General features: G+C 67.3%; 20 protein-coding genes. 13 read left to right on the forward strand and 7 right to left on the reverse strand.

Annotated elements, in window-relative coordinates; all coding sequences use genetic code 11:
* Positions 1-9: 9 nt before the first annotated feature.
* Genes trxB through KDH83_RS08710 form a run of 3 tightly spaced genes read left to right on the forward strand, consistent with a single transcriptional unit; the run spans position 10 to position 1,990 of the window.
* Entirely contained in the window at positions 10-981 is a 972-nt protein-coding gene (gene trxB, locus KDH83_RS08700; protein WP_212314463.1) for a thioredoxin-disulfide reductase, read from the forward strand.
* A complete protein-coding gene (locus KDH83_RS08705; RefSeq protein ID WP_212314472.1) occupies positions 981-1,664 on the forward strand; it encodes a Smr/MutS family protein in 684 nt (227 codons plus the stop codon). Before trxB ends, KDH83_RS08705 begins: the two co-directional genes overlap by 1 nt.
* Positions 1,661-1,990: an SMR family transporter gene (locus tag KDH83_RS08710; protein ID WP_212314478.1), complete on the forward strand. Its 330-nt coding sequence runs from the start codon at positions 1,661-1,663 to the stop codon at positions 1,988-1,990. Before KDH83_RS08705 ends, KDH83_RS08710 begins: the two co-directional genes overlap by 4 nt.
* 184 nt (positions 1,991-2,174) lie before the next feature.
* Here KDH83_RS08710 and KDH83_RS08715 read toward each other — a convergent pair whose 3' ends face one another.
* Positions 2,175-4,265, reverse strand: coding sequence for a sodium:solute symporter family protein (locus KDH83_RS08715; protein ID WP_212314481.1), 2,091 nt, complete (start codon positions 4,263-4,265; stop codon positions 2,175-2,177).
* On the reverse strand, positions 4,265-4,537 hold the full coding sequence (locus KDH83_RS08720; protein WP_212314483.1) for a sodium/substrate symporter small subunit: 273 nt from the start codon (positions 4,535-4,537) through the stop codon (positions 4,265-4,267). The genes KDH83_RS08715 and KDH83_RS08720 overlap by 1 nt, the downstream gene beginning before the upstream one ends.
* Positions 4,538-5,280: 743 nt before the next feature.
* Here KDH83_RS08720 and kdpF point away from each other — a divergent pair.
* From kdpF to dapA, 9 genes are all read left to right on the forward strand, one after another.
* Entirely contained in the window at positions 5,281-5,370 is a 90-nt protein-coding gene (kdpF, locus tag KDH83_RS08725) for a K(+)-transporting ATPase subunit F (RefSeq protein ID WP_103272882.1), read from the forward strand.
* Positions 5,370-7,166, forward strand: coding sequence for a potassium-transporting ATPase subunit KdpA (gene kdpA / locus KDH83_RS08730; RefSeq protein WP_212314485.1), 1,797 nt, complete (start codon positions 5,370-5,372; stop codon positions 7,164-7,166). Before kdpF ends, kdpA begins: the two co-directional genes overlap by 1 nt.
* 166 nt (positions 7,167-7,332) lie before the next feature.
* Positions 7,333-9,492 (forward strand): potassium-transporting ATPase subunit KdpB, encoded by a 2,160-nt coding sequence (gene kdpB / locus KDH83_RS08735; RefSeq protein ID WP_212314487.1) that lies wholly within the window; start codon positions 7,333-7,335, stop codon positions 9,490-9,492.
* A gap of 25 nt (positions 9,493-9,517) precedes the next feature.
* Positions 9,518-10,129: a potassium-transporting ATPase subunit KdpC gene (kdpC, locus tag KDH83_RS08740; RefSeq protein ID WP_212314488.1), complete on the forward strand. Its 612-nt coding sequence runs from the start codon at positions 9,518-9,520 to the stop codon at positions 10,127-10,129.
* A gap of 57 nt (positions 10,130-10,186) precedes the next feature.
* Positions 10,187-12,973: a sensor histidine kinase KdpD gene (locus KDH83_RS08745; RefSeq protein ID WP_212314489.1), complete on the forward strand. Its 2,787-nt coding sequence runs from the start codon at positions 10,187-10,189 to the stop codon at positions 12,971-12,973.
* A 12-nt stretch (positions 12,974-12,985) separates the two neighbouring features.
* Entirely contained in the window at positions 12,986-13,678 is a 693-nt protein-coding gene (gene kdpE, locus KDH83_RS08750; protein ID WP_212314490.1) for a two-component system response regulator KdpE, read from the forward strand.
* Between the two features lie 113 nt (positions 13,679-13,791).
* Positions 13,792-14,553 carry a TorF family putative porin gene (locus KDH83_RS08755; RefSeq protein ID WP_212314496.1) on the forward strand — a complete coding sequence of 254 codons (762 nt, stop codon included), beginning with the start codon at positions 13,792-13,794 and terminating at the stop codon, positions 14,551-14,553.
* 201 nt (positions 14,554-14,754) lie between these two features.
* Entirely contained in the window at positions 14,755-15,024 is a 270-nt protein-coding gene (locus tag KDH83_RS08760; RefSeq protein WP_103276339.1) for a hypothetical protein, read from the forward strand.
* 3 nt (positions 15,025-15,027) lie between these two features.
* Positions 15,028-15,927: a 4-hydroxy-tetrahydrodipicolinate synthase gene (dapA, locus tag KDH83_RS08765; RefSeq protein WP_212314497.1), complete on the forward strand. Its 900-nt coding sequence runs from the start codon at positions 15,028-15,030 to the stop codon at positions 15,925-15,927.
* Here the strand turns inward: dapA and KDH83_RS08770 are convergent.
* From KDH83_RS08770 to icd, 3 genes are all read right to left on the reverse strand, one after another.
* A complete protein-coding gene (locus KDH83_RS08770) occupies positions 15,905-17,446 on the reverse strand; it encodes a methyl-accepting chemotaxis protein (RefSeq protein ID WP_212314499.1) in 1,542 nt (513 codons plus the stop codon). The genes dapA and KDH83_RS08770 overlap by 23 nt on opposite strands.
* 229 nt (positions 17,447-17,675) lie before the next feature.
* A complete protein-coding gene (locus tag KDH83_RS08775) occupies positions 17,676-18,947 on the reverse strand; it encodes an O-antigen ligase family protein (protein ID WP_212314501.1) in 1,272 nt (423 codons plus the stop codon).
* A 321-nt stretch (positions 18,948-19,268) separates the two neighbouring features.
* Entirely contained in the window at positions 19,269-20,525 is a 1,257-nt protein-coding gene (gene icd, locus KDH83_RS08780) for an NADP-dependent isocitrate dehydrogenase (RefSeq protein WP_103272872.1), read from the reverse strand.
* Between the two features lie 200 nt (positions 20,526-20,725).
* Between icd and KDH83_RS08785 the strand changes: the two genes are divergently transcribed.
* Complete coding sequence (locus KDH83_RS08785; RefSeq protein ID WP_103272871.1) at positions 20,726-21,151, forward strand: DUF1841 family protein; 426 nt, start codon at positions 20,726-20,728, stop codon at positions 21,149-21,151.
* A 248-nt stretch (positions 21,152-21,399) separates the two neighbouring features.
* On the opposite strand, the gene KDH83_RS08790 is transcribed toward KDH83_RS08785, so the two are convergent.
* Together KDH83_RS08790 and KDH83_RS08795 are read right to left on the reverse strand one after the other, a co-directional pair.
* Complete coding sequence (locus KDH83_RS08790; protein WP_212314503.1) at positions 21,400-21,762, reverse strand: c-type cytochrome; 363 nt, start codon at positions 21,760-21,762, stop codon at positions 21,400-21,402.
* A gap of 14 nt (positions 21,763-21,776) precedes the next feature.
* Positions 21,777-22,130, reverse strand: a complete 354-nt coding sequence (locus tag KDH83_RS08795; protein WP_103272869.1) for a cytochrome c — start codon at positions 22,128-22,130, stop codon at positions 21,777-21,779.
* Between the last annotated feature and the right edge of the window lie 149 nt (positions 22,131-22,279).

Genomic DNA, 22,279 nt, shown 5'->3' on the forward strand with positions numbered 1-22,279 from the left:
TACCTGCCCATGTCCACGCCTACCTCCACGCCCAAGCACGCTAAAGTTTTGATACTTGGTTCCGGCCCCGCCGGTTACACGGCCGCCGTCTATGCCGCGCGCGCCAATCTGAACCCCGTACTTGTTACAGGTCTGGCCCAGGGCGGCCAGCTCATGACGACCACCGATGTCGACAACTGGCCGGCCGACGCCGACGGTGTGCAGGGTCCGGACCTGATGCAGCGCTTCCAGAAGCACGCCGAGCGCTTCAACACCGAAATGCTGTTCGACCACATCGCCAGCGTCGACCTGTCCAAGCGCCCGTTCACGCTGAACGGCGACGGCGGCAAGGTCTACACCTGCGACGCGCTCATCATCGCCACCGGCGCCTCGGCCAAGTACCTGGGCCTGCCGTCCGAAGAGTCCTTCATGGGCCGCGGCGTGTCGGGCTGCGCCACCTGCGACGGCTTCTTCTACCGCAACCAGGACGTGGTCGTGGTGGGCGGCGGCAACACCGCCGTCGAGGAAGCCCTGTACCTGTCGAACATCTGCCGCAAGGTCACCCTGATCCACCGCCGCGACAAGTTCCGCGCCGAGCCCATCCTGGTCGACAAGCTGATGTCCAAGGTCGAGAACGGCAACATGGAGCTCAAGGTCTTCCATACGCTGGAAGAAGTGCTGGGCGACGACAGCGGCGTGACCGGCGTGCGCGTGCGCCACGTCGACACCGGCGCCACCGAGGACCTGAAGGTCACCGGCGCCTTCATCGCCATCGGCCACCAGCCCAACACCAGCATCTTCCAGGGCCAGTTGGAAATGAAAGACGGCTACATCGTCACCAAGAGCGGCCTGTCCGGCATGGCCACCATGACCTCGGTGCCCGGCGTGTTCGCCGCCGGCGACGTGCAGGACCACGTCTACCGCCAGGCCATCACCAGCGCCGGCACCGGCTGCATGGCCGCGCTGGATGCCCAGCGCTGGCTGGAGAGCGAAGGCCAGTAATGAAAGGCAGCAAAGTCGGCCTGGCCGACCTGAAGCGCCTGAAGAAGGACCTGGAGGCCGAGCGCCAGCGCGCCACGCTGGCTCGCGCCTCGGCCGCGGCCGCCGCGCGCAAGCCGGCGGCCGAGTCCGCCAATCCCGCCGACGATGCCGAGGCGCTACGGCGCAGCCTGCGGTCCGTCACCCCGATCAAGCGCGACGCCCGCGTCGAGCACAAGCCCGTGGCGGCGCCCGCGCCGGCCCTGCGCCGCGCCAACGCGCTGGGCGAGACCCCGACCCGCGCCGACGCCGGCGTGTCCGACGGCGGCGAAGTCATCCATCTGCTGTCCGAGGGCGGCACCGCCTTCGTGCGCGGCGACGCCGCACCCGACACGGCGCGCAACCTGCGCCGTGGCCAGTGGCGCGCGGGCGCCGAACTCGACCTGCACGGCCTGCGGGTGGAGCAGGCCCGCCATGCCCTGCTGTCCTTCCTGGATGAATGCCAGGAACACGGCATCCGCTGTGTGCGCATCGTGCACGGCAAGGGCTACGGCTCGGAGGGACTGGAGCCGGTGCTCAAGGACAAGGCCCGCACCTGGCTGGTGCAGAAGAACGAGGTGCTGGCGTTTTCCGAGGCGCCCGAGCGCGAAGGCGGCGCCGGCGCCCTGCTGGTGCTGCTGCGCCAGGCCGAGGGAGGACGCAAATGAAATGGCTGTACCTGGCCGTGGCCATCCTGGCCGAGATCGTCGCCACCAGCGCCCTGAAAAGCTCGGACGGCTTCACCCGGCTGCTGCCGTCGGTGGTGACGGTGTTCGGCTACGTGGTGTCGTTCTATTTCCTGTCGCTGACGCTGCGCGAGGTGCCGGTCGGCATCGCCTACGCGATCTGGTCGGGCGTGGGCATCGTGCTCATCTCCATCGTCAGCGCGCTGCTCTTCAAGCAGCACCTGGACGCGCCGGCAATGATCGGCATGGGCCTCATCATCGCCGGCGTGGTGGTGATGAACGTCTTCTCGAAGTCCGTTTCCCACTGAGCCCCACGCCAGCCTGCCCGCGCTAGTGTGCTGTCCCGTAGGTACGTCCGCATGACGAAATTCATCCATAGACGTCAGGGCTAGGCGCAAACCGCAGCGATACCCGTAGGTATCGCGAGGATTTGCAACGACGCCATGGCGGCTATGGGTGGATTTCGTGCGGGCGTATCTGCGGGACAGCACACTAACCGTTCCCGGCCGGTGGCGTGCCTCCGCCCGGCTGGCGCAGGTAATCGACCAGCGCCAGCGTGGCCCGGTCGGGCGGCGGCGTCAGCAGCGACACCACGATGATGGTCAGGAAGGCCACCGGCGCGCCGAACGCGCCGGCGGCAATGGGCTGGATGCCCCACCACAGCGTGATCGGCTCGCTGCGCGAGATGCCCAGCACCCATTCGCGCAGCCAGGGCTGGGTATGCGTCATGTAGGAGAACGTGACCAGCAGCCCCGCCGCCATGCCCAGCGTCGCCCCCCACTTGTTCGCGCGCCGCCAGAACACGCCCATGACCAATGCCGGAAAGAAGGACGAGGCGGCGAAGGAGAACGCGGCGGACACCATGAACAGGATGTCGGCCGGCTTGCGCGCCGCGACCCAGGCCGCGCCGAACGCCACCGCCAGCAGCAGGATCTTGGACGCCATCACGCGCCGCGCCGCCGGCATGCGCGGCGACACCACCCGGTACCACATGTCGTGCGACAGCGAGTTCGACAGGGTCAGCAGCAGGCCGTCGGCGGTGGACAGCGCAGCGGCCAGCCCGCCAGCGGCCACCAGCCCGGAAATCACATAGGGCAGCCCGCCGATCTCCGGCATGGCCAGCACCACCACGTCCGCCCCCATGCTGATCTCGCCCAGCTGCACGATGCCGTCGCGGTTGACGTCGGTCACGTCCAGCAGGTTGCTGTCGACCGCGCTCCAGGCGTGCACCCAGTTGGGCAGGCTGAGGAAGTTGGAGCCGACCACCTGCGTGTAAACCTCGTATTTCACCAGCAGGGCCAGCGCCGGCGCCATGAAATACAGCAGCAGGATGAACAGCAGGGACCAGCACACCGAGCGCCGCGCCTCGCTCACCGAGGGCGTGGTGTATGAGCGCATCAGGATGTGCGGCATGCCGGCGGTGCCCAGCATCAGGCACAGCACCAGCGCCAGGAAATTGGTGCGCATGTTGCTGCGCTCTTCCGCGTCCTTGGCCGGAAACGGCTCGGCATGCGGCGTGGGCGGCGCGGCGCGCGCCTCGAACAGGGCCCTGGACTGCGACCAGGCCGCGCGCGCCTCCTCGGCATTCGGCGGATAGGAGGCCAGTTCGCGCTCCAGCGAGCGGATCTCCACCATGGGCGCGTCGGAGGCGTTGAGCTGGGCCAGCCGGCTGCGCAGCTTGTCCTTCTCCAGCGTCCAGGACTCGGGCAGCGCGGCGATGCGCTGGCCCATCTCGTCGGCCCGCTCCTGCCAGATGCGGCGCACCTCGATCTCGCCGGTGTCGTTCAGCAGATAGCTTTCCTTCTCGGCCACCTGCTGCAGCACGATGCCGGCCGAGACCTGCGGCACCGGCGTGCCGGTGTGCTTGACCGACAGCCACACCACCGGCACCAGATAGGCGATCACCAGGATGATGTACTGCCCGACCTGGGTCCAGGTCACCGCCCGCATGCCGCCCAGGAAGGAACAGACCAGCATGCCGCCCAGCGCCACGAAGATGCCCAGCTCGAACGAGATGCCGGTCATGCGGGTGGTGATGATGCCCACGCCGTAGATCTGGGCGACCAGATAGGTGAAGGAACACAGGATGGCGCAGGCCACGCCGGCCAGGCGCGGCAGGTTGCCGCCGTAGCGCGCGCCCATGAAATCGGGGATGGTGTACTGGCCGAAGCGGCGCAGATAGGGCGCCAGCAGCATGGCCACCAGCACGTAGCCGCCGGTCCAGCCCATGATGTAGGCCAGCCCGCCGTAGCCGGTCAGGTACAGCGTGCCCGCCACGCCGATGAAGGACGCCACCGACATCCAGTCGGCCGCCGTGGCCATGCCGTTGTAGATGGCCGGCACGCGCCGTCCGGCGACGTAGTACTCGACCTGGTCAGAGGTGCGGCAGACGATGCCGATGCCGGCGTACAGGCTCACGGTCACCAGCAGGAAGACATAGCCGATCCAGTTGCGCGGCATGCCCAGGATCTCGGCCAGTGCCATCAGCAGGATCAGCAGCGCGAAACCGGCCGTGTACAAGACATAGATGCGCCGCAGCCGCAAACTGAATTCCTGCGGGGTGTCTCCGCTGAAGAACGGCATCAGCGGTCCCCCTCGCGCTCGGCGCGACGGTCGGCTCGATTCATCACCCCGGCGTAGACCGCGATGATGATCAGGTAGGCCAGCGGCGCGCCATAGGCCGCCATCCAGTACGAGAATGGCCAGTTGAGGAAGTCGAAGGACAGGCTGCGGGCGAAATACGAGGGGATGAAGGTCAGCCCGGCCCAGAGCGCGAGCAATAGCGCGATCAGCCGCAAGTTGCGGCGCCAATAGGGACTGGAGGGGAATGCGGGGGGAACGCGGGATTCGGGCATAGCGAGTTTTGACAACCTGGCCTGAATATCGCGAAACGCGGCGCCCGCCGCGCCGGAGCATGCAATTCCGGACGCTTTAAGCGACAACGGCCGGCACTGCCTGGTGCCAGCCGTTGTGCGTTTTGCTTTTTTTGATACTGCTTTACTTTTTTTATGTACCGGTGCCGCCGGTCTCGTGCCCATGATGCAGGGCTTGTCTCCTCACCTGCATGGGACGAGATTCTGCACCAGACGCGGGATTGTCACACTAGGGGAATGCCCTAATTCGGCGCATTCATTTACATATAACCGGCACCACAATGGTGCAAATCACCCAACCCGTCCCAACCTTTGGGATTTTTCCGGATACCCGCGAGCCGGCGTCCGTTTACGGCCTTGCCGCAAGACCCGGTTTGCGGCGCCCTCCCCATCCTGGCGCCGCCGCGCCCGCATCCGGGCGCGCCTGGCTGCCACGCCCCGCCACGGGGCGGTCCGCGCCGGTTTTTATATCCCGTTTACACCCGCCAGCCAAAGCTATACCCCGTTTTTACCCCCCGCTCCGTAACCTGCCGCTGTCCTGATTGGTCATTGCGCCTGCGCGGCCCGCATCCCCTTTAGCCGCGCACGGCCCGACGCACGCAGGGAGCGACGCTCCCGGGAGGAAAGAACGTGGATGCCATCTATATCGCCATCTTCGCCGTCATGGCCGGGCTGACTTACGCCCTGCTGGGATTGTGCGCAGCCCTGTCTTCGGGAGACCAATCATGAGCTGGCTCTACTGGCTCAGCGGCCTGACCGCGGCCGCCCTGTTCGTGTACCTGTTGGTCGCCCTGTTCAAACCGGAGAAGTTCTGATGAACGCCCAATACATCGGACTGCTCGTGCTCTATCTGGCAGTCCTGCTCGCCCTCGCGCCATTTCTCGGGCGCTACATCCGCATCGCCATGGAGGACGGGCAGTCCCGCTGGACCGCCTGGGGCCGTCCGCTGGAACGCATCATCTACCGGCTGTCCGGCATCGATCCGCAGGCCGAGATGGGCTGGAAGCGCTACGCGCTGGCGGTGCTGGCCTTCAACATCCTCGGCATCATCGCCGTCTACGCATTGCAGCGCCTGCAAGGCATGCTGCCGCTGAACCCGGCCGGCATGGGCCCGGTATCGCCCGACTCCGCGCTGAACACCGCCATCAGCTTCGTCGCCAACACCAACTGGCAGGGCTACGGCGGCGAATCGACCATGAGCTACCTGACGCAGATGCTGGCGCTCACGGTGCAGAACTTCGTGTCGGCCGCGACCGGCATCGCCGTGCTGTTCGCGTTGATTCGCGGGCTGGCGCGCCATTGCAGCGCCACGCTGGGCAACTTCTGGACCGACATGGTCCGCAGCACGCTGTATGTGCTGCTGCCACTGTCGCTGATCCTGGCCCTGGCGCTGGTCAGCCAGGGCGTGATCCAGAACTTCAGCCCCTATGTCGAGGCGCAGACCGTCGAGGCGCTGCACTACGACCAGCCGCGCGTGGACGCGCAGGGCCAGCCTGTGTTGGACGCGGCCGGCCAGCCGGTCACCGACCCGGCGGTCACGCAGACCCAGACCCTGGCGATGGGCCCCGTGGCCTCGCAGGAAGCCATCAAGCTGCTGGGCACCAACGGCGGCGGCTTCTTCAACGCCAACTCGGCTCATCCCTATGAGAACGCCACGCCGCTGGCGAACTTCCTGGAAATGCTGGCCATCCTGATCATCCCGGCCGCGCTGTGCTTCTCGTTCGGCGAGATGGTCGGCAGCCGCAAGCAGGGCATCGCGGTGCTGGCGGCGATGACGGCGCTGTTCGTCGCCTTCGCGATCAACGTCGGCTATTTCGAGCAACAGGCCAATCCGATGGCGACGCAGGCCGGCGCGGACAGCGCACTCTCGGCCTTCTCGCCCGGCGGCAACATGGAAGGCAAGGAAACCCGCTTCGGCATCGCCGCCACCTCTCTGTTCGCGACCGTGACCACGGCGGCGTCCTGCGGCGCGGTCAACGGCATGCACGACTCGTTCAACGCCATGGGCGGCGTGACGCCGATGCTGCAGATGCAGCTGGGCGAGGTGGTCTACGGCGGCGTCGGCTCCGGTCTGTACGGCATGCTGGCCTTCGCCGTCCTGGCGGTGTTCATCGCCGGCCTGATGATCGGCCGCACGCCGGAATACCTGGGCAAGAAGATCGAGGCCTACGACATGAAGATGGTGTCCATCGTCATCCTGGCCACGCCGCTGCTGGTGCTGGGCGGCACGGCGCTGGCCGTGTCGGTCAGCGCCGGCCAGGCGGGCGTGCTCAATCCGGGCATCCACGGTTTCTCGGAAATCCTGTACGCCCTGACCTCGGCGGCCAACAACAACGGCAGCGCCTTCGCCGGCCTGTCCGCCAACACGCCCTTCTACAACGTGCTGCTGGGCGCGGCGATGTGGTTCGGCCGCTTCGCCATCATCGTCGCCGTGCTGGCGATGGCCGGCTCGCTGGCCGCCAAGCGCCGCCTGCCCGCCGGCCCCGGCAGCATGCCGACCCACGGCCCGCTGTTCGTGGTGCTGCTGATCGGCGCCGTGCTGCTGGTGGGCGCGCTGACTTACGTGCCTGCACTGGCGCTTGGCCCCGTCGCCGAGCACCTGCTCCGCTAATGATGAAGCCCACCCCCGAAGCGCTGCGCGCTTCCCCCTCAAGGGGGCGCCGCTGCGGACCGGCAAAGCCGGATCCGCGCGGCCCCGCGAGGCGGCGAGCTTCTCCATGCTGTGGATGGCTCGCCAGCGCCGCAGACAACTTGAACACCAACGGCTAGGAATGAAAATGGCCAAGATTGAAACTTCTACGACCGGCGCCGGAGGCGGCGCCGCCCGCGCCGCGTCCAGCGGCGCCCATGAACGCCAGTTCGGCATGTGGTCGAGCGCGCTGGTCGGTCCGGCGCTGCTGGACAGCCTGCGCAAGCTCTCGCCGGCCGCGCAGATGAAGAACCCCGTCATGTTCGTGGTCTACGTCGGCAGCATCCTGACCACGGTCCTGTGGATCATGGCGCTGCGTGGCCAGGCCGAGGCCCCGGCGGGCTTCATCCTGGCGATCACGGTGTGGCTCTGGTTCACCGTGCTGTTCGCCAACTTCGCCGAAGCCCTGGCCGAAGGCCGCGGCAAGCAGCAGGCCGCCACCTTGCGCGGCCTGCGCACCACCATAGCCGCGCGCCTGCTCAAGGGCTTCAAGGACGCCGACGCCAGCCGCGCCACGCCCGACGCCTGGCGCGGCCAGGCCGTCAGCCAGCCCTCCGGGCTGCTGCGCCGCGGCGACGTGGTGCTGGTCGAGGCCGGCGACACCATCCCCGGCGACGGCCAGGTGATCGCCGGCGTGGCGTCCGTCGACGAAAGCGCCATCACCGGCGAATCCGCGCCCGTGATCCGCGAATCCGGCGGCGACTTCTCGTCCGTCACCGGCGGCACGCGGGTGCTGTCGGACTGGATCTTCGTGCGCATCGCGGCCGATCCCGGCGAGAGCTTCCTGGACCGCATGATCTCCATGGTCGAAGGCGCCAAGCGCCAGAAGACGCCCAACGAACTGGCGCTGACCATCCTGCTGGTGGGCCTGACGGTGGTGTTCCTGCTGGTGGTGGTCACGCTGATGCCGTTCTCGATCTACGCGGTCTCGGCCGCCGGCGGCGGCACGGCGGTGACCGTGACGGTGCTGGTGGCGCTGCTGGTGTGCCTGATCCCGACCACCATCGGCGGCCTGCTCTCGGCCATCGGCGTGGCCGGCATGAGCCGCATGATGGGCGCCAACGTCATCGCCACCTCCGGCCGCGCGGTGGAAGCCGCCGGCGACGTGGACGTGCTGCTGCTGGACAAGACCGGCACCATCACCTTCGGCAACCGCCAGGCCTCCACTTTCCTGCCGGCGCCCGGCGTCTCGTCGCGCGAGCTGGCCGACGCCGCCCGCCTGGCCTCGCTGGCCGACGAAACGCCCGAAGGACGCAGCATCGTGGCGCTGGCCGACAAGGCCATCCACGCGCCCGCGCCGCACCTGGCCGCCGCCGAATTCGTGCCCTTCACCGCCCAGTCGCGCATGAGCGGCGTGAACGTCGGCGAACGCATGATCCGCAAGGGCGCGGTCGACGCCGTGGCCGCCTGGCTCCAGGCGCAGGAAGCCTCCGTGCCCGACACGGTGCTGCGCCTGGCCGAGGATGTGGCGCGGCGCGGCAGCACGCCCCTGCTCGTCAGCGACGGCAACCGCGCACTGGGCGTGGTCGAGCTCAAGGACATCGTCAAGCCCGGCATCCAGTCGCGCTTCGCCGAGCTGCGCCGCATGGGCATCAAGACCGTGATGATCACCGGCGACAACAAGCTCACCGCCGCCTCCATCGCGGCCGAGGCCGGCGTGGACGACTTCCTGGCCGAGGCCACGCCGGAAGCCAAGCTCAAGCTGATCCGCGCCTACCAGGGCGAAGGCCGGCTGGTGGCCATGACCGGCGACGGCACCAACGACGCGCCGGCGCTGGCGCAGGCCGACGTGGCCGTGGCCATGAACTCGGGCACGCAGGCCGCCAAGGAAGCCGGCAACATGGTGGACCTGGACTCCAATCCCACCAAGCTGATCGAGATCGTCGAGATCGGCAAGCAGATGCTGATGACGCGCGGCGCGCTGACCACCTTCAGCGTGGCCAACGACGTGGCCAAGTACTTCGCCATCATCCCGGCCGCCTTCGCCACCGTCTATCCACAGCTGAACGTGCTGAACATCATGGCGCTGACCACGCCGGCCTCGGCCATCCTGTCGGCCGTGATCTTCAACGCGCTGATCATCGTGGTGCTGATCCCGCTGGCACTCAAGGGCGTGCGTTACCGGCCGCTGGGCGCCGCGGTGCTGCTGCGCCGCAACCTGCTGATCTATGGCCTGGGCGGCCTGCTGGTGCCCTTCGTCGGCATCAAGCTGGTCGACATGGTGCTGGCCGCGCTGGGCTGGGTCTGATCCGCAACACTAGGAGAATTTCATCATGAAGCAAGCCATCCATGCCCTGCCGCGCCAAGGCGGCATCCTGCGCCCGGCCCTGGTCGTGTTCGCCGCGCTGTCGCTGGTGACCGGCCTGGCCTATCCCTTCCTGACCAACGGCATCGCCGCCGCCGTCTTTCCCCACGAAGCCGCTGGCTCGCTGATCCGCGACGGCGACAAGGTGGTGGGCTCGGAGCTGATCGGCCAGTCCTTCAGCTCGCCGCAGTATTTCTGGAGCCGGCCGTCGGCCACCGCGCCCATGCCGTACAACGCGGCCGGCTCGGGCGGTTCGAACCTGGGTCCGCGCAATCCCGCGCTGGCCGAGGCGATCCAGGCCCGCATCGCCCTGCTCAAGGCCGCCGATCCGGAGAATCCGCTGCCGGTCCCGGTGGACCTGGTCACCGCCTCGGGCAGCGGGCTGGACCCGCACATCAGCCCGGCGGCGGCGGTTTACCAGGCCGCGCGCGTGGCGCGCGCGCGCAACCTGCCGCGCGCCGAAGTCGACGCGCTGGTCGCGGCGAACACCGAAAAGCCCTGGATCGGCCTGCTGGGCGATCCCGCCGTCAACGTGCTCAAGCTCAACCTGGCGCTGGACAAGCTGGCGCCCCGGCGCTGACGGCCGTGCGCCTGGGTATAGTATTGCCAGCCCTTTTATCCTCGAAGCCGCGCGCCCATGGCCGATACCGCTGACGAGCGTCCCGATCCGGACGCGCTCCTGAAGACGCTGGACGACGCCGCGCGCCAGGCGGTGCGCGGCAAGCTGCGCGTCTATTTCGGCGCCTCGGCCGGCGTGGGCAAGACCTACGCCATGCTGGTCGCGGCGCGCGCCCAGGCGACGCAGGGGGTGGACGTGCTGGCCGGCATCGTCGAAACCCATGGCCGCCGCGAGACCGCCGCCCTGCTGGACGGCATCCCGACGCTGCCGCTCAAGGACGTGGCCTATCGTGGCCATGTGCTCAAGGAGTTCGACCTGGACGGCGCGCTGGCGCGCCGTCCGGCGCTGGCGCTGGTGGACGAGCTGGCGCACTCGAACGCGCCCGGCTCGCGCCATGCCAAGCGCTGGCAGGACATCGAGGAAATGCTGGCCGCCGGCATCGATGTCTGGACCACGCTGAACGTGCAGCACCTGGACAGCCTGAACGAGGCGGTCGGCAGCATCACCGGCGTGCGGGTCTGGGAAACCGTGCCCGACGAGGTCTTCGACGGCGCCGACGAAGTCATCCTGGTGGACCTGTCGGCCGACGAGCTGCTGCGCCGCCTGAAGGAAGGCAAGGTCTCCCGGCCCGCGCAGGCGCGCCACCCCACCCGCACCTTCTCCCGCAAGGGCAACCCGATCGCGCGGCGCGAACTGGCGCTGCGCCGCACCGCCGCCCACGGGGACGACGATGTGCAGGCCTACCGCCGCGACCGCGCGATCGAGCCGGTCTGGCGCACGCGCGAGGCCGTGGTCGCCTGCATCGGCGCCGACGAGGACGCCGAGTACGTCATCCGCAGCGCCCACCGCCTGAGCCAGCAGCTGGAATGCGACCTGCACGTGGTGACGGTCGACACGGCGCGCGCCGCGCCCGCGCCACAAAGCGCCCAGGAGCGGCTACAGCGCGCGATGGCGCTGGCCGACACGCTGGGCGCGCGCGCCGAAACACTCGCCGGCGGCGACATGGTCGAAGCCATGGTCCGCTACGTGCGCCGCCACAACATCACCAAGGCCGTCGTCGGCCGCACCCGCGCCAGCGGCCTGCTGCGGTTGCGACTGTCGGCGTCCGCCCTGCTCAACGCGGCCCTGTCGCCGGGCTGGCTGTGGCGCCGCCACAGCTTCGCCGACATGCTGGCCGCCGGCTGCCCGGAGATCGACGTGATCCGGCTGGGCGCGCCGCCGCTGCCGGCCAGCGCCGCGCCGGGACGCGACCCGCTGACCCTGGGCCAGCGCGCGCGCCAGGCGGCCGACGAACGCGGCGGCCGCCCCCTGGCCGGCTACGCCTGGGCGCTGTGCTACTGCGCCATCGCCACGGCGCTGTCGGCGCTGGCCTTTCCGGCGCTGCACCAGACCAATATCGTCATGCTGTTCCTGCTGGCGGTGGTGGCGGTGGCCGTCAGGCACGGACGCGGGCCGGCGGCGCTGGCCTCGGTGGTCAGCGTGGGCCTGTTCGATTTCTTCTTCGTGCAGCCGCTGGCGTCCTTCGCGGTGTCGGACGTGCAGTACCTGCTGACCTTCGGCGTGCTGCTGGCCGTGGGCCTGTTGATCGGCCAGCTCACCGCCGGGCTGCGCCTGCAGGCCCAGGTCTCGGTCAAGCGCGAGGCCGACGCCCGCAGCCTGTATGAATTCGCGCGCGAGCTGTCGTCGGCCCTGCTGCCCGAGCAGATCGTGGCCTCGGCCGGCCTGTTCGTCCATGCCACCTTCGGCTCGCGCTGCGCGCTGTACATCCAGGGACTGGACGACCGGCTCAAGCTTGCCTCGCCCGCCGCCGACGACATGCCGCCGCTGGAATCGGCGCTGGCGCAGTGGGTCTATGACCATGGCCAGCCCGCCGGCGCCGGCACCGCCACCCTGTCCAACAGCGAGCTGCTCTACCTGCCGCTGAAGGCCCCCATGCGCACGCGCGGCGTCCTGGCGCTGGCCGCGCCGCGCCGCAGCCTGTTCTCCAATCCCGAGTCGCGGCGCCAGATCGAGGCCTACGCCACGCTGATCGCCATCGCGCTCGAGCGCCTGCACTATGTCGAGGTGGCGCAGCAGGCGCTGGTCAGCATGGAATCCGAGAAGCTGCGCAACTCGCTGCTGGCCGCCGTGTCGCACGACCTGCGCACGCCGCTGACCAGCCTGGTCGGCATGACCGATACCCTGGCGCGCCAGCAGGCGGCGCTGCCGGCCGATGTGCAGGACACCATCCGCGCGATGCGCGACCAGGCCCAGCGCATGCATGCGCTGGTGGCCAACCTGCTGGACATGGCCCGGCTGCAAAGCGGCGACACGCCGCTGCGGCTGGAATGGCAGTCGGTCGAGGAACTGGTGGGCGCGGCGCTGGCCGCCATGCGCGAGCCGCTGGCCGCGCACCAGGTGACGGTGTCCAGCCTGTCCCAGCTGCCTCTGGTGGAATGCGACGGCGTGCTGATCGAGCGCGTGCTCTGCAATCTGCTGGAGAACGCAGCCAAGTACACGCCGGCCGGCAGCGCCATCCAGCTGGGCGCGACCGTGCAGGACAAGGAACTGCGCATCGCGGTCTGCGACAATGGCCCCGGCGTCGCCGCCGGCGCCGAGCGCCGGATCTTCCAGAAATTCACCCGCGGCGAACGCGAATCCGCCACGCCTGGCGTGGGCCTGGGCCTGGCGGTGTGCGAAGCCATCGTCACCGCCCACCATGGCCGCATCTGGGTCGAGCACGCGCCGGGCCGGCCCAGCGGCGCGCAATTCGTCTTCACGCTGCCGCTGGGCGAACCGCCCGCCATCCAACCCGAAACTCCCTGAGTCCCGCCACGCATGTTCGATTACCAGCCCACCGTGCTCATCATCGAGGACGACGACTACATCCGGCGCTTCGTGCGCCAGGCCCTGGAAAGCGAGGGCTGCACGGTGCATGAGGCCGACACCGTCAAGCGCGGCCTGATCGAGGCCGGCACCCGCCAGCCCGACGCCATCGTGCTGGACCTGGGCCTGCCCGACGAGGACGGCATGACGCTGATCCGCGAACTGCGCGGCTGGACCGAGGTGCCGGTGCTGGTGCTGTCGGCGCGCAGCGCCGAGGCCGACAAGGTGGCGGCGCTGGATGCCGGCGCGGACGACTACCTGACCAAGCCCTTTGGCGTCAGCGAGCTGCTGGCGCGGCTGCGCGTGCTGCTGCGGCGGCACGCCCGGGGCGGCGCGGGCAACGCGTCGGAGATCAGCTTCGGCGACGTGCGCGTGGATTTCGCCAAGCGCGTGGTCGAGCGCAACGGCCTGCATGTGCACCTGACGGCAATGGAGTATCGCCTGCTGGCAGCCCTGCTGGCGCATCGCGGCAAGGTCATGACGCACCGCGAACTGCTGCGCGAGGTCTGGGGTCCCTCGCATGTGGAAAGCAACCACTACCTGCGCATCTACATGGGGCACCTGCGCCAGAAGCTGGAAGCCGATCCGGCCCAGCCCGCGTACCTGCTGACCGAGATCGGCGTCGGCTACCGCTTCGCCGGCTGACCTCCGCCGGGCGCGGCATTGACGGCGCTTTTACGCGCGCGGCGCCACTCTTGTCTCGGCGTTTATGCGGCTTCTCCTATCGTTGCGATCCGTTCAACGCATGGAGCATTCCGATGTCCCGCAACACCCTGGCCGCCCTGGCGCTGATCGCGCTGGCCGCGCCGTCGCATGCCGAGCAGGCGCCCGCCCCGCAATCCACGCAATCCGATTTCACGTTGAGCGCCAACGTGACGCTGGCCAGCCAGTACCGCTATCGCGGCCTGATGCAGACCAACAACAAGCCCGCCATCCAGGGCGGTTTCGACCTGGCGCATTCCAGCGGCCTGTACCTGGGCAACTGGAACTCCAGCATCAGCTGGCTGGGCGACAGCAACAGCGCCGTCTCGGCGCCCGTGGAAATGGACTTCTACGGCGGCTACAAAGGCGAACTGACGCCCAGCGTGCCCTTCGACCTGGGCGTGATGCAGTACTACTATCCCGGCGACTACCCGTCCGGCTACACCAGCCCCGACACCACCGAGCTGTACGCCGGCCTGGGCTACGGCCCGGTGATGTTCAAGTACTCCATCGCCCTGACCAACCTGTTCGGCGCCGCCGACAGCAAGTACAGCCAGTACTTCGACCTGTCCGGCAACTTCGACACCGGCATCTGGGGCCTGACCGTCAACGCGCACGTGGGCAGGCAGACGGTGCGCAACGTGGACAACGGTTCCTACACGGACTGGAAGCTGGGCCTGACCAAGGACTTCGGCCAAGGCTTTGCCGTGTCGCTGGCCTATCTGGACACCAACGCCGACCGTGGCGCCTACACCAACAGCAAGGGCCGCTACATGGGCCGCGCCACCGGGCTGCTGTCGCTGACCAAGACGTTCTGAGCCCGCCGGGCGTTGACGCGGTTTTTACGCGCCACGCCCGCATTTATCGGCAGGATTTACGACGCGCTTCCTATAGTGGAAGCGTCGTCAACCACCCCAAGCCGGTACCCCGGAAACACGTTTTCCGGCTCCGCCCGGCCCCACGCCATGATTCCTCGACAAGCTCGCGCCGCCTCTCCAGCCTTCAATCCCGCGTCCCGGATGCCGCCGCGCCACGCGCCGGCGGACGTGTCGCTGACCATCCGGATCGACAGCCTGGACGCGCTGAACCTGCGGCTGGCGCTGCATCGTGCGCTGGGCGCGCGCATCGGCGTCTACGTGCTTGCAGTCGATCACCAGCACGGCCAGACCGCCGTGCAGCTGCAATGCGCGCGCGACCAGGTCGATGCCATCATGCACGCGGTCATGTCCGGCCTGCCGCGCGCCGAATTCGGCCCGGTGCTGCTGGCCGGTTCCGCGCGGAGGCATTGAGCCATGGACATGCCCGCCCGCCCCGTCTTCGAAGGCATCTGGCTGCCCATGGTCACGCCCATGCGCGCCGGACACGTGGATTGCGAGGCCGCCCAGGCGCTGGCCCGCTACTATCGCAACGCCGGCATCGCCGGCCTGGTCCTGTTCGGCTCCACCGGCGAAGGCAACCTGCTGAGCCTGCCGGAGAAGATCGACATGATCGAAGCCATCCGCACCGATCCGCACGCGTTGCCGCTGGTGTTCGGCGCCGGCGGCGTGGACACGCGCGGCGTTGCGGCGGCCATCCGCCGCCTGGACAAGCTGAGCCCGGCCGGCTACCTGGTGCCGCCGCCGTACTACCTGTGCCCGTCGCAGCAAGGCATTCTGTGGCACTACCGCCAGATCGCCTGGGCCACCGAACGCCCCGTCATCCTGTACAACATCCCCAAGCGCGCGGGCGTTGCGATGACGGTGGAGACCATGGAAACGCTGGCCGCGCTGCCGCAGTTCGGCTCGGTCAAGGAATGCAATCCCTCGCTGCTGTCCGCGCTCAACGCGCGCGGCAGGATGGACGTCCTCTGCGGCGAGGACCTGGCCTTCCTGGATCACTTCCAGATGGGCGGACGCGGCGCCATTCCCGCCGCGGCGCACCTGTATCCCGAGCGCTACGTCGAGGTCATGCAGCTGGCGCGCGACGGCCACGCCGAAGCGGCGCGCGAGCTGTTCGAACCGCTGCGCGGCCTGATCCGGCTGTTGTTCGCCGAGCCCAATCCGGCGCCGATCAAGCGCGCGCTGGCCCTGCAGGGCCTGATCGCGGACGAGCTGCGCCCGCCCATGACCAGCGCCAGCCGCGAACTGAGCGCGCGGCTGCAGCGGGCCATGAGCGTGGTCCAGTGCACGCCTAGTAGGCTGCAGACAGCTTGAACACCGACACGGCGCGGGCCAGGTCGTCGGCCTGGTCGTGCAGCGTGGCGGCCGACGCGGCGAACTCCTCCACCAGCGAGGCGTTCTGCTGCGTCACGCTGTCCAGGTGCGTGACGGCCTGATTGATCTGCTCGATGCCCACGCTCTGCTCGGCCGAGGCCGTGGCGATCTCGCCCATCAGCGGCGCGCTGTTGCGGGCCGATTCCAGCACGCTGCCCATGGTGGCGCTGGCCTGCTCCACGCGCTGGCTGCCGCGCTCCACCGAATCGGAGGACGCCTCGATCAGGCCCTTGATTTCCTTGGCCGCGGTCGCCGAGCGCTGCGCCAGCGCCCGCACTTCGCCCGCCACCACGGCGAAACCCCTGCCCTGCTCGCCCGCGCGCGCCGCCTCGACCGCGGCGTTGAGCGCCAGGATGTTGGTCTGGAACGCGATCTCGTCGATCAGGCGGATGATCTCGTCGATGCGCTGCGAGCTTTGCGAAATCTCGCGCATGGCGTCGATGGCGTGCTGGGTTTCCTCGCTGCCCTGGCGCGCCAACTGCGCCGACTCGCCGGCCAGCGCGCTCACCTCGCGTACGTGATCTGCGCTCTGCTTGGCGGTGGCCGTGATCTGCTCCACGCTGGCCGCCGTCTGCTCCAGCGCCGCCGCCTGCTTCTCGGTGCGGTCGTGCAGGTCCATGCTGCCGGCGGCGATCTGGCGCGAGGCCGCGGCGATCGAGCCCGTGGAATGCACGATGGTGCGCACCGCCACGTCGAGGCGTTCCTGCATCAGCGCCATGGCGTCGAACAGCCGGCCGATCTCGCCCCGGTGATGGCGCGACACGATGCTGGACAGATCGCCCTGCGCCACCCGCTCGCACACGACCACCGCCTCGTCCAGCGGACGGATGATGTGCGTGCGGAAAAAGCGCAGCGCCGCCAGCAGCACCACCGCCAGCAAGCCCAGCGTCACGCCGCCCTGGCGCCACAGCGTGGCGCGGAATGCCGCGTCCACGTCATCCACATACAGACCGGTGAACAGCAGCCAGCCCCATTCGGGTTCATAGACCGCGTAGCTGATCTTGGGCAGGGCCTCGTCCGATCCCGGCCGTGGGAACAGGTAATCGACATAGCCGCCGCCGGCCTTGCCCTGCGCATACAGATCCTCGAAGATCGGCTTGCCCTCGGCGTCGCGCGTTTCCCGCACATTGGTGCCGACCAGCTTCGGATCCGGATGCACCAGCAGTGAATAATCATCGCGGAACGCGCCCACATAGCCGTCGGCGCCATAGCGCAGCTGCGCCAGGCGCTGGGCGACATTGCGCTGCGCCTGCTCCAGCGTGAGCCCCTCCCTCACGCCTCGCTTGCCGTTCTGCACGATGCTGGACGCCAGGTCCAGCACATGCCGCAGCTCGGTCTTGCGCTGCGCCACCATCTCGGCCCGCCGCTCCCAGGCGTCCCAGGCGCCCAGGGCCAGCACGGCCGCGCCGATGGCAAATACGAACCACAGCAGTTCCCTACGCAAACTGGAATTTTTCATAGACCCTCTCTTCTATGCCCATTCCGCGCATGAAACCAACAGCGGCAGAATGTGACGGTTTATATGTTGCGTTTCATCAGAATACGGGGATGGGCCAGGGTTTTCACCAAGAAGAGATCGCGTGATTGACGCAGGTCAATGTCGTCCGGGTTTTGGCGATGGACGAAAAAAAACGCAAGGATCAGACCTTGCGTTTTTTGACCGGAGCAGCGCGAGGACGCTGCGGAATTCAAGCGCTGGCGGACGGCGCCGGGATACTGCCCTTTCGAACCGTGGTCAGCGCGTACAGCAGCACGACGGTCACCGCATAGATGGGTACGCTGCGCATGTTGCGGAACATCATCTCGGACAGGCTGAACAGTGCGTATCCCAGGCAGAACAACATGCCCATCTGAGCTCCCGCCTGGATAACGGGATCGTCGCTGCGCATGCGGCGCCAGAAAACGACGGCAGGAACGAAATAGAGAGCCAGCATGCTCAGAACGCCCAACAGCCCATAGCCAGCCAGCGCGCCGAGGAAGTCATTGTGTGGCTCGCCATAATCTGCGGCGACTGTCTTGGTGACGATGTCCTGCTCTGCCAGCTTGGCCAACTCTGAGCGGAAATTCGCCACTCCGACGCCAACCAGCGGATTCTGCTTGAACATCAACCAGGACGCATGCCACAACTGGATGCGCGTACCGACGGACGTATCCCGATCCGCCTTCTGTGCATAGAGAGCAAGGTCGGAAACCGCTTCCTTCCAACGGCTTTGCTTGGCGTTCCAGATAGAGAAGGCAGCCACGCACAATACGATAGCAACCACGCCAAGGCAGGCGGCCTTTTGGCGCAACGTCCAAGCCCGCCTGCCCAGCAGAAAGACCAGGCCATATACCGGCAGCAACACCCAACTGCTGCGTGTTTGCGACAGCCAGACCCCGGTCAGCGCCAGCGGCACTACCAGGATCTTCAATGCCGCTTCCGTTTTGGGCCAGCGGGTCAATTGCCAAGGCAGCGTCATCAGGGAGAGCGTGGCGAACATCAGGGTCAGGTCCGCGAACGCCACTGCGTTGTAGCGCCCGCCGAATTCCCCGATGCCGTATCTGCCCATTTCCGAACGAAGCATGATGACAATCAGCAGCAACGAACCCGCATAGGCGGCGAACAGCAGGCTCCATTGCACCTGCATCAGCCACTGGCGCGGCGCCCGCAGCAGCAGCCAGCACACCGGTATTGCCAGTGCAAAGCGCAGCAGCTTTTCGATTTCCGAGCCGCTCCACACACCCAGCCATAGACAACTGACGAGCATCGCGGCAAAGGGTGCGCCCAGCGCGACGACCATGGGCATTAGGTCCTGAAAATCAAAGGACTGCCACCGCCGGGCGACATTCATGGCCCAGGCGACAAGCGCGAGCAGTCCAGCAAGATACAGAACCGCGGGACCTCCTGCAGCCGAAATCAATGCCAGCGCCGGCACTAGCAGAGCCAACAAGGCGGCACTTCGAGAAAAGAACATAGGCATGGGAATCAAACATGGCGCCGCACGGGCGCAAGCAGTCAGCTAAGCGGTTTATCAGGAAGAAAGAGAGTCCCCCGCACCTGGGCATCGCGCGGGCGCAGTACAGAATGCGGAACAGCCGGGAGCGGGCGGGACCGAATCCGTAGGGTGATTCCGTCCTGCGCGCGAATTATATTCTTCGCCCCTGCCATAAATTAGCGAAATCTGTTTAACTTCTTAACGTTATTGCAAATGAGTACTCCGAGCTGGAGCAAAAGGACCCGCACAGCCATTTGGCTGGCGGGTCCTTTTGCTCCAACGTCTTCGTCAGCCCAGCAAGCTGGCTTACATATTGTCGATCATCACCTGCCCGAAGCCCGAGCAAGACACCTGCGTCGCGCCCTCCAGCAGGCGGGCGAAGTCGTAGGTGACCTTCTTGGACAGGATGGATTTCTCCATGCTGGCGATGATCAGGTCGGCGGCCTCGGTCCAGCCCATGTGGCGCAGCATCATCTCGGCCGACAGGATTTCGGAACCCGGGTTCACGTAGTCCTTGCCCGCGTACTTGGGCGCGGTGCCGTGCGTGGCCTCGAACATGGCGACCGAGTCGGACAGGTTGGCGCCCGGCGCGATGCCGATGCCGCCCACCTGCGCCGCCAGCGCGTCGGAGACGTAGTCGCCGTTGAGGTTGAGCGTGGCGATCACGTCGTACTCGGCCGGGCGCAGCAGGATCTGCTGCAGGAAGGCGTCGGCGATCGAGTCCTTGACGATGATCTCGCGGCCCGTCTTCGGGTTCTTGAACTTGCACCACGGGCCGCCGTCGATCAGCTGTGCGCCGAATTCCTTCTGCGCCAGGGCGTAGCCCCAATCGCGGAAGCCGCCTTCGGTGAACTTCATGATGTTGCCCTTGTGCACCAGCGTGACCGAGGCGCGGTCATTGTCGATGGCGTACTGCAGGGCCTTGCGCACCAGCCGCTCGGTGCCTTCGCGCGACACCGGCTTGATGCCGATGGACGAGGTGGCCGGGAAGCGGATCTTCTTCACGCCGAGCTTGGTCTGCAGGAACTGGATCAGCTCCTTGGCCTGCTCGCTCTCGGCCATGTATTCGATGCCGGCATAGATGTCTTCCGAGTTTTCGCGGAAGATCACCATGTCGGTCTTTTCGGGTTCGCGCACCGGCGAGGGCACGCCCTTGAAGTAGCGCACCGGGCGCAGGCACACATACAGGTCCAGCTGCTGGCGCAGGGCCACGTTCAGCGAACGGATGCCGCCGCCCACCGGCGTGGTCAGCGGCCCCTTGATGGAGACCACGTAGTCCTTGACCACGTCCAGCGTTTCCTCGGGCAGCCAGACGTCGGGACCATAGACCTTGGTGGCCTTTTCGCCCGCATAGACTTCCATCCAGTGGATCTTGCGCTTGCCGCCGTAGGCCTTCTGCACGGCGGCGTCGACGACCTTGATCATCACCGGCGTGATGTCGGCGCCAGTGCCATCGCCTTCGATGAAAGGCACGATGGGCTGCTCAGGCACATTCAGCGAGAAATCGGCATTGACCGTGATCTTCTGGCCGCCGGCGGGAACCTTGATATGTTGATAGGACATGAATGCTCCATTTGCTCCGGGTGATTATTCTGCGCGCGCGCCGCGACGCCCGTCGTGCTTCCCGGCCGGGCGCGGCGGCCCGCTGGACGCACGAGGCAAGCGGATGGCAACCCATTCTATATCGCAATGGCCCGCCCGGCGGGGCCCGCCCGGCCGCGAGCGCTAAAATGTGGACATCTATCGCCTATTCACTTTTGCAGATGTTCAACCCATCACGCGACCAAGTCCGCGAATTCTTCATCGAAACCTGGCGCAAGCACCGCGCGTCCGAGGTGCTGACGCCGCTCGAGATCATGGCCCTGGACTGGATCATCGAGCACCCCGAATACCATGGCGACCTGGAAAGCCCGGAAGCCATGACGGCCGAATACGCGGTGGAAAAGGGGCGCACCAACCCGTTCCTGCACCTGTCGATGCACCTGGCCATCGCCGAACAGCTGTCCATCGACCACCCGCCCGGCATCCGCCGCGCCTATCAGAAGCTGGTCTCGCGCAGCGACGCCCACCACGCCGCCCACGAAATCATGGAATGCCTGGGCCAGGTGGTCTGGGAAGCGCAACGGCTGGGCAAGCCGCTGGACAGCGACAGCTACGTGGAACTGATCCGCCAGCGCGCCGAACGCTGAGGCCCGGCGCAAACAGCCAACGCAACGGGCGTTGCAATCCGACGCCTGCTCACACCCCACGAACGGGGTCCGATGCCCCAACATAGCAAGGCCACCCTCTCAAGGCAACGCAAGACCAACCGTGCAGCCACAGCACAGCGCCCCCGCAAAACGCAGGCGCCCCAAGAGCGCGATGCCACGGATCCGGCTCCGCCGGTCCGTAGGCATGCCCCCTAGAGGGGGAAGCGCGCAGCGCTTCGGGGGTGGTCCTACTTCCGCACGCCCAGATCGCTGGGCTGAGACGAGAGCCAGGCGGCGACGTTGTTGATGTCCTGGTCGGACAGCTGGGCGGCGAACGCGCCCATGATGGGATTCTTGCGCACATTGGCCGTGGCCGCGCTGCCCGAGGCGCCGCGCTTGTAGGCCTTCAGCGCATGGACCAGGTAGTCGGCGTGCTGGCCGGCCAGCGTCGGATAGGCCGGGTCCACCGCGGTCTTGGCGTCGGCGCCGTGGCAGGACGCGCAGTTGAACTTGTCGAACACGGCCTTGCCAGCCGCCAGGTCTTGCGCCTGGGCAGCGGCGCCCGCCATGGCCAGGGTTGCGCCCGCGAGGGCAAGCATGGTGCGATTCATGGTGTGGCCCCCTCTTATTTGAGATTCGAGTAGTAAGCGGCGAGGTCGGCGATGTCCTGGTCGGACAGGCTGCCGGCAACGGCGTCCATCGTGGGATGGCTGCGCGCGCCTTTCTTGTACTCGTTGAGGGCCGTTTCGATGTACTTGGCGTTCTGGCCAGCAATCTTGGGTACGTGGTACAGCTCGGGGAACGTCGCCTTGTAGCCTTCAATGCCATGGCAACCGATGCACATGGAGACTTTATCGCGGGCGTTCTGGATATTGCCGACCGGGGCTGCGTCGGCAGCGACTGCCTGGCCGGCGATCGCACAGGATGCCATCGCGGCCAACACGGAAACCGTGCACTTCAGAGAGGTTCGCAACTTCATTGGAATGACTCTTCTTGATATGGCTAGGGACAGGGCAAACACTTCGCGGGGCGAACCCGGCTGCAAAACTGCCCGATTGTACGATAATTGCCATGAATTAATACCTTTGAAAGCGTATTGATCCCCGTCAATCCCATCCGGCAAAACCC

This window comes from Achromobacter sp. Marseille-Q0513, assembly GCF_018195695.1.
In the GTDB taxonomy this organism is placed as follows: domain Bacteria; phylum Pseudomonadota; class Gammaproteobacteria; order Burkholderiales; family Burkholderiaceae_B; genus Achromobacter.

Excerpts from the sequence above, each read along its gene's own strand:
- kdpE (WP_212314490.1), top strand. The coding sequence starts at position 12,986 with ATGTTCGATTACCAGCCCACCGTGCTCATCATCGAGGACGACGACTAC.
- KDH83_RS08770 (WP_212314499.1), bottom strand. The coding sequence starts at position 17,446 with ATGAAAAATTCCAGTTTGCGTAGGGAACTGCTGTGGTTCGTATTTGCC.
- KDH83_RS08755 (WP_212314496.1), top strand. The coding sequence starts at position 13,792 with ATGTCCCGCAACACCCTGGCCGCCCTGGCGCTGATCGCGCTGGCCGCG.
- KDH83_RS08795 (WP_103272869.1), bottom strand. The coding sequence starts at position 22,130 with ATGAAGTTGCGAACCTCTCTGAAGTGCACGGTTTCCGTGTTGGCCGCG.
- KDH83_RS08775 (WP_212314501.1), bottom strand. The coding sequence starts at position 18,947 with ATGCCTATGTTCTTTTCTCGAAGTGCCGCCTTGTTGGCTCTGCTAGTG.
- dapA (WP_212314497.1), top strand. The coding sequence starts at position 15,028 with ATGGACATGCCCGCCCGCCCCGTCTTCGAAGGCATCTGGCTGCCCATG.
- KDH83_RS08785 (WP_103272871.1), top strand. The coding sequence starts at position 20,726 with ATGTTCAACCCATCACGCGACCAAGTCCGCGAATTCTTCATCGAAACC.
- KDH83_RS08705 (WP_212314472.1), top strand. The coding sequence starts at position 981 with ATGAAAGGCAGCAAAGTCGGCCTGGCCGACCTGAAGCGCCTGAAGAAG.
- KDH83_RS08760 (WP_103276339.1), top strand. The coding sequence starts at position 14,755 with ATGCCGCCGCGCCACGCGCCGGCGGACGTGTCGCTGACCATCCGGATC.
- KDH83_RS08710 (WP_212314478.1), top strand. The coding sequence starts at position 1,661 with ATGAAATGGCTGTACCTGGCCGTGGCCATCCTGGCCGAGATCGTCGCC.
- trxB (WP_212314463.1), top strand. The coding sequence starts at position 10 with ATGTCCACGCCTACCTCCACGCCCAAGCACGCTAAAGTTTTGATACTT.
- icd (WP_103272872.1), bottom strand. The coding sequence starts at position 20,525 with ATGTCCTATCAACATATCAAGGTTCCCGCCGGCGGCCAGAAGATCACG.
- kdpC (WP_212314488.1), top strand. The coding sequence starts at position 9,518 with ATGAAGCAAGCCATCCATGCCCTGCCGCGCCAAGGCGGCATCCTGCGC.
- KDH83_RS08790 (WP_212314503.1), bottom strand. The coding sequence starts at position 21,762 with ATGAATCGCACCATGCTTGCCCTCGCGGGCGCAACCCTGGCCATGGCG.
- kdpA (WP_212314485.1), top strand. The coding sequence starts at position 5,370 with ATGAACGCCCAATACATCGGACTGCTCGTGCTCTATCTGGCAGTCCTG.
- KDH83_RS08715 (WP_212314481.1), bottom strand. The coding sequence starts at position 4,265 with ATGCCGTTCTTCAGCGGAGACACCCCGCAGGAATTCAGTTTGCGGCTG.
- kdpB (WP_212314487.1), top strand. The coding sequence starts at position 7,333 with ATGGCCAAGATTGAAACTTCTACGACCGGCGCCGGAGGCGGCGCCGCC.
- KDH83_RS08720 (WP_212314483.1), bottom strand. The coding sequence starts at position 4,537 with ATGCCCGAATCCCGCGTTCCCCCCGCATTCCCCTCCAGTCCCTATTGG.
- kdpF (WP_103272882.1), top strand. The coding sequence starts at position 5,281 with ATGAGCTGGCTCTACTGGCTCAGCGGCCTGACCGCGGCCGCCCTGTTC.
- KDH83_RS08745 (WP_212314489.1), top strand. The coding sequence starts at position 10,187 with ATGGCCGATACCGCTGACGAGCGTCCCGATCCGGACGCGCTCCTGAAG.